This is a genomic window from Alienimonas chondri, from assembly GCF_013036045.1.
GTDB lineage: Bacteria > Planctomycetota > Planctomycetia > Planctomycetales > Planctomycetaceae > Alienimonas > Alienimonas chondri.
Map to the genome: position 1 here is coordinate 1 of NZ_WTPX01000253.1, position 4,059 is coordinate 4,059.

A 4,059-nucleotide genomic window follows, 5' to 3' on the forward strand; every position below is an offset into this window, starting at 1 on the left:
AACCGGGGCGGGCGTGGGCGACGGCGCCGGGGAAGGCGAGGGGGCGGTCGAGATCGCGTTGCCCGGCGGCGGAACGGCGATCCGGAAGGGGAGCTTCACCGTCTGGACGATCCCGCCCGATCCTCGACCGGGTCAGACCTATGTGATCGTCATCGAGGTCGACCTACCGGAAGAACTCCGCCTCCGCCGGTATCCCAAGCACGACCTGTACGGCGAGGTGAAGGGCACCGACAGTTTTCGGATGCGCCTGCCCGGGGATGACTTTCGCGACAGAAAAGGGTTTCTCCCGATCCGAAATGGAAAGGCGCAGCTCTCTGTCCCGATTCCGGGGGCGGCGAGCCTCGTCAAAGACCGCATCAAGGTCGGCAGCAAGCTGCTGAAGGAATCCCAAACCCTGGAACTCGTGTTCTGACTTCCCCACGCCGGAGACCGTCATGTTGAAGATCGAGGACGACGCCGAACGGTTCGACTTTCGGGACGAAGCCCCCGACGACTCCCGCCCCGACGTCGAGGAGACGTTGGAGCATCTCCGCGACACCCTGACAGACGGGATGGTCGTGCGAGCGTACACCTCCGCGAACGGTCTGCGGCCGACCGAAGAAGAGGCGGAGGAGTACCGCGAATTTCTCATCGGCGAGGCCTATAACGCCGGCATCTCCGATTGGAACGAACCGGGCGTCGATGAGTTTCTCGACTGGGACTGACCGCTCCGAACCGGACCGCGGCCCCACGCTGTACGTCGCAAACTTCGACTTCGACGATCGGCTCGCCAAACCGGCGATGACGTCGTTGCCGATGAACCTGCGGACGATCAACGCCCGCCTCGCCCCGATGCTGCAAGGCCTGTGCGGCCCGGACGACGCCGTCGCCCTCCCCGGCGATTGGGTGAAGGACGCGGGGCGCTTCGAGCGGGTCGAACCGTGGGGCGTTGAACCGCACGTGCTGGCGTGGCTGCGAACGGCCGGCGCCGGGGAGGCGTCGCTCAGCCTTCTGCCGGACCCGGCGATCGTGCGAATCGTCAATTCTCGTCAATGGCAGTGGGAAACTGAGCAGGCGCTCGATCTCACATCCGGCGAGGTTTCATTCTGCGATTCGTCAGAGGCGGTCTGGAACGCAGTCGACTCGTTCGCAGACCGAACTCGGGGTTGGGTATTGAAAGCGGATCACGGCGGGAGCGGTCGCGGCTTGCGATTCGGAGCTGGATCGCCCCCCGAGGCGGTCGTTCGATGGGCCGACGGCTGCGTCGGCCGCGGGCTGGGCATGACGGTCGAACCGCGCGACGACCGGGCTCGCGAATACAGCGCGCATCTCAGCGTGACCGATCGCGGCGTGACCTTTGAAGGCATCTGCTTCCTGCACAGCACGCCGACAGGGCGGTTCCGGTCAGTCGAACCGCTCAAGCACCTGTCCCCGGCGCTGACCGAGGCCGTTCCCGTCTGGACCGCCGTCGGGGAAAAGGCTTGGTCGCAGGGCTATCGCGGCCCGCTCGGCATCGACGCCGCCGCGGCGTTCGGCGTGGTGGAACGCCCCGTTCGCGACGTGAACGCCCGCTGGACGATGGGGCGGCTCGCGCTGACGCTCGGACGAAAAGTATCGAACCCGTAACGCCGAGGCTCCGCGGAGCCTCGGCGTTACGCAGTGTTCACGCCGCCATTCGCAGGGGGCCGTCGAGCTTCTCCTTGCCGGGCACCTGCAGGTCGAACAGCTGGAAGATATCCTTCGCCTGCCAGCCGAGGGCTTCTTTCTCGCTGTCGGCCTCACCGAGGACGGCTTTGAAGATGTCGCGCTTCTCTTCCAACACCTTGTCGATGCGCTCTTCGACGGTGTCGGTGCAGATGTATTTGGTGACGACGACTTTGTTCTTCACCCCCACCCGGTGGGCGCGGTTAATCGCCTGATCTTCGATCGCAGGGTTCCACCAGCGGTCGTATAGAAAGACGTAGCCGGCGAATTGCAGGTTGAGACCGACGGCGCCGGTGCCGTAGCTCATCAGGATGATGTGGCTGTCGGGATCGTCCTTGAACTTGCTGAGGATCGGTTCCCGCTGCTTGTGGGGGATGCCGCCGTGGTAGATCAGCGGGTTGGACTGCGGCACACGCTGTTTGAGGTGGCCGTCGATCCAGTCGATCGTCTTGGTCCACTGACTGAACAAAATCGCCTTGCCGCCGCTGGCGCTGATCTCCTCCATGTCGCTGCACAGCGCGTCCAGCTTGCAGGACTGATCGGTCAGCGGGTCGAAGTTGGCGATCTGCTTGAGCCGCATCACGAGTTCCATGGCCCCGCTGACGGTCACGTCGTCGCCCATTTCCTTGAGGCGCACCACGCCGTCCTTTTCCGCGGTGTGATAGGCCGTCTGCTGTGCTGGGGCGAGTTCGAGATACTCCGTCCGATCCAGCCGTGGCGGCATATCCGGGTGCACCAGATCCTTGGAACGACGGAGAATGTGGTTCTCCGAAATGATGCGCAGGCGATTCAGGTCCGCGTCCTCGTCCTTCTCCAGCGGGCCGAGGAACTTGTAGAGGCTGACCAGTTCATCCGGTCGATTCTCGATCGGCGTGCCCGTCAGCGCCCAAGACCGACCGCGCGGCACGCTGCCGATGATCTTGTTGGTGACGGAGTCGCCGTTCTTGATCCGCTGGGCCTCGTCTAGGACCACGAGGTCGAACCGCGGCCGGTCGCCCTCGCCCTCGCCGGGGGCGCCGTTCGCCTGCGGCGGGGGACCGAGATCGACCCAGTCGCGGGTGATCTTCTCGTAGTTCGTCAGCAACACCGGCACGCCCGGCTGCGTCCAGGCTTCTTTCCGCTTGGACCAGTTGCCCTCGATCGTATGGACGGGGATCTCTTCCGCCCAGAAGGCGAATTCCCGCTGCCAGTTGGGAATCAGCGGCTTCGGGCAGATCAGCAGCACCCGTCGCACCTGACCGCTGCGCAAGAGTAGCCGGATCGCGGTGATGGTCTGCATCGTCTTGCCGAGGCCCATCTCGTCCGCCAGCAACGCCGAGTCGTGGCTGAACAGCCACGCAATCCCCTGATATTGATAGGGGAACGGCTCGAACGGCATGTTCAGATCCTGCCCGGCGAGCAGTTCCTCCAGCGGCGGCTGGAGCATGTAGAACAGCCGGTCCGAGAGAGCCAGCGTCTCGCTCGGCGGGCGCAGCCGCGTGCGTTTGCCCGGTTTGCGCACCGGGGCGTCCGGCTTATGGAGCTTCGGTTTCGGCGGGTCCAGCAGGGGCACGCCCTCCGGGAACGTCAGCTTCACCGTCATCACCCGCGGCGCCTTCGGCCGCCAGTGCGGGGCCAGTTCGGCCTCGGGACGCAGCGGGACCGCGCGCGTCTCGAACCGCGGGATTCGGCCCAGCGACGGGTTCATCCCCGACGGATGAATCGACGCCGTCAGCGGGGCGAACGGGGCGCGCACCTCCGGCGCAGGAATCGGCGTTCTCTCAGTCATCAGGCGGCGACCGATTTACAGGTTTCGGACAGCGCTTCGCGGACGCGCTCGAACGGCTCGCTGAGGTCCGCGTGTTCCGGGATGCGGTCGCGGCACTCGGACACGAACTCCCGATCCGCCCCGTGGGAGGGATGGAAATGGAGCGTTCGACAGCCGACGGAAAGGGCCGATCCGCCGCTCGGACCGGCTTCGTGGCCCACGGGCGGAGCGTCCGCCTCGTCGCCCTCGACGCGGGCGACGGCTCGATCCGTGTGGGGACGCAGCGACAGCATCGCGGCGCTGTCGCAGAGGATCAGATTCGGCTTCACGCCGGCCTTCTTGATCAGCGTCCCGCCGATTACCTCGCCCAGCAGGTAGGGGACGAGCGTCGGTCCGTACAGGATCTGCTGGGTGCGATCCGGCCGCACGGGGGTGGTGCACTGAAACTCGAGCGGTCGGCCGAGCCGGTCCGTCATGAGCAAACCGCCGACGTGCCCGCCGCCGGGCAGATCGACAGCCGTTAAAAAGCCAAGCGTCAATGCTTCAGCCGCTTTCGCCATCGCCGGTTTCCCTTCCTGTGTGCTGTGCGCAGCGCCAATCCGTGGCTGCGGGGGTGGGATCGTCGGGGC

The 4,059-nt window shown here is 65.8% G+C and carries 5 protein-coding genes; 3 read left to right on the forward strand and 2 right to left on the reverse strand.

Going from position 1 to position 4,059, the window contains the following annotated elements; genetic code table 11:
* The 3 genes from LzC2_RS20500 to LzC2_RS20510 all read left to right on the forward strand — a co-directional run.
* Positions 1-412: hypothetical protein (locus tag LzC2_RS20500; RefSeq protein ID WP_171189890.1), on the forward strand; the 412-nt coding region annotated here is incomplete at its 5' end.
* A gap of 22 nt (positions 413-434) precedes the next feature.
* Positions 435-704 carry a hypothetical protein gene (locus tag LzC2_RS20505; protein WP_171189891.1) on the forward strand — a complete coding sequence of 90 codons (270 nt, stop codon included), beginning with the start codon at positions 435-437 and terminating at the stop codon, positions 702-704.
* Entirely contained in the window at positions 682-1,605 is a 924-nt protein-coding gene (locus LzC2_RS20510) for a hypothetical protein (protein WP_171189892.1), read from the forward strand. The genes LzC2_RS20505 and LzC2_RS20510 overlap by 23 nt, the downstream gene beginning before the upstream one ends.
* Before the next feature lie 37 nt (positions 1,606-1,642).
* Here the strand turns inward: LzC2_RS20510 and LzC2_RS20515 are convergent, their stop codons facing one another.
* The gene (locus LzC2_RS20515; RefSeq protein WP_315854766.1) at positions 1,643-3,418 is read right to left on the reverse strand and encodes a DEAD/DEAH box helicase; all 1,776 of its coding nucleotides are present in this window, start codon (positions 3,416-3,418) and stop codon (positions 1,643-1,645) included.
* Positions 3,419-3,450: 32 nt separating this feature from the next.
* The coding region (locus LzC2_RS20520; protein WP_315854767.1) for a tautomerase family protein at positions 3,451-4,059 on the reverse strand (609 nt) is incomplete at its 5' end.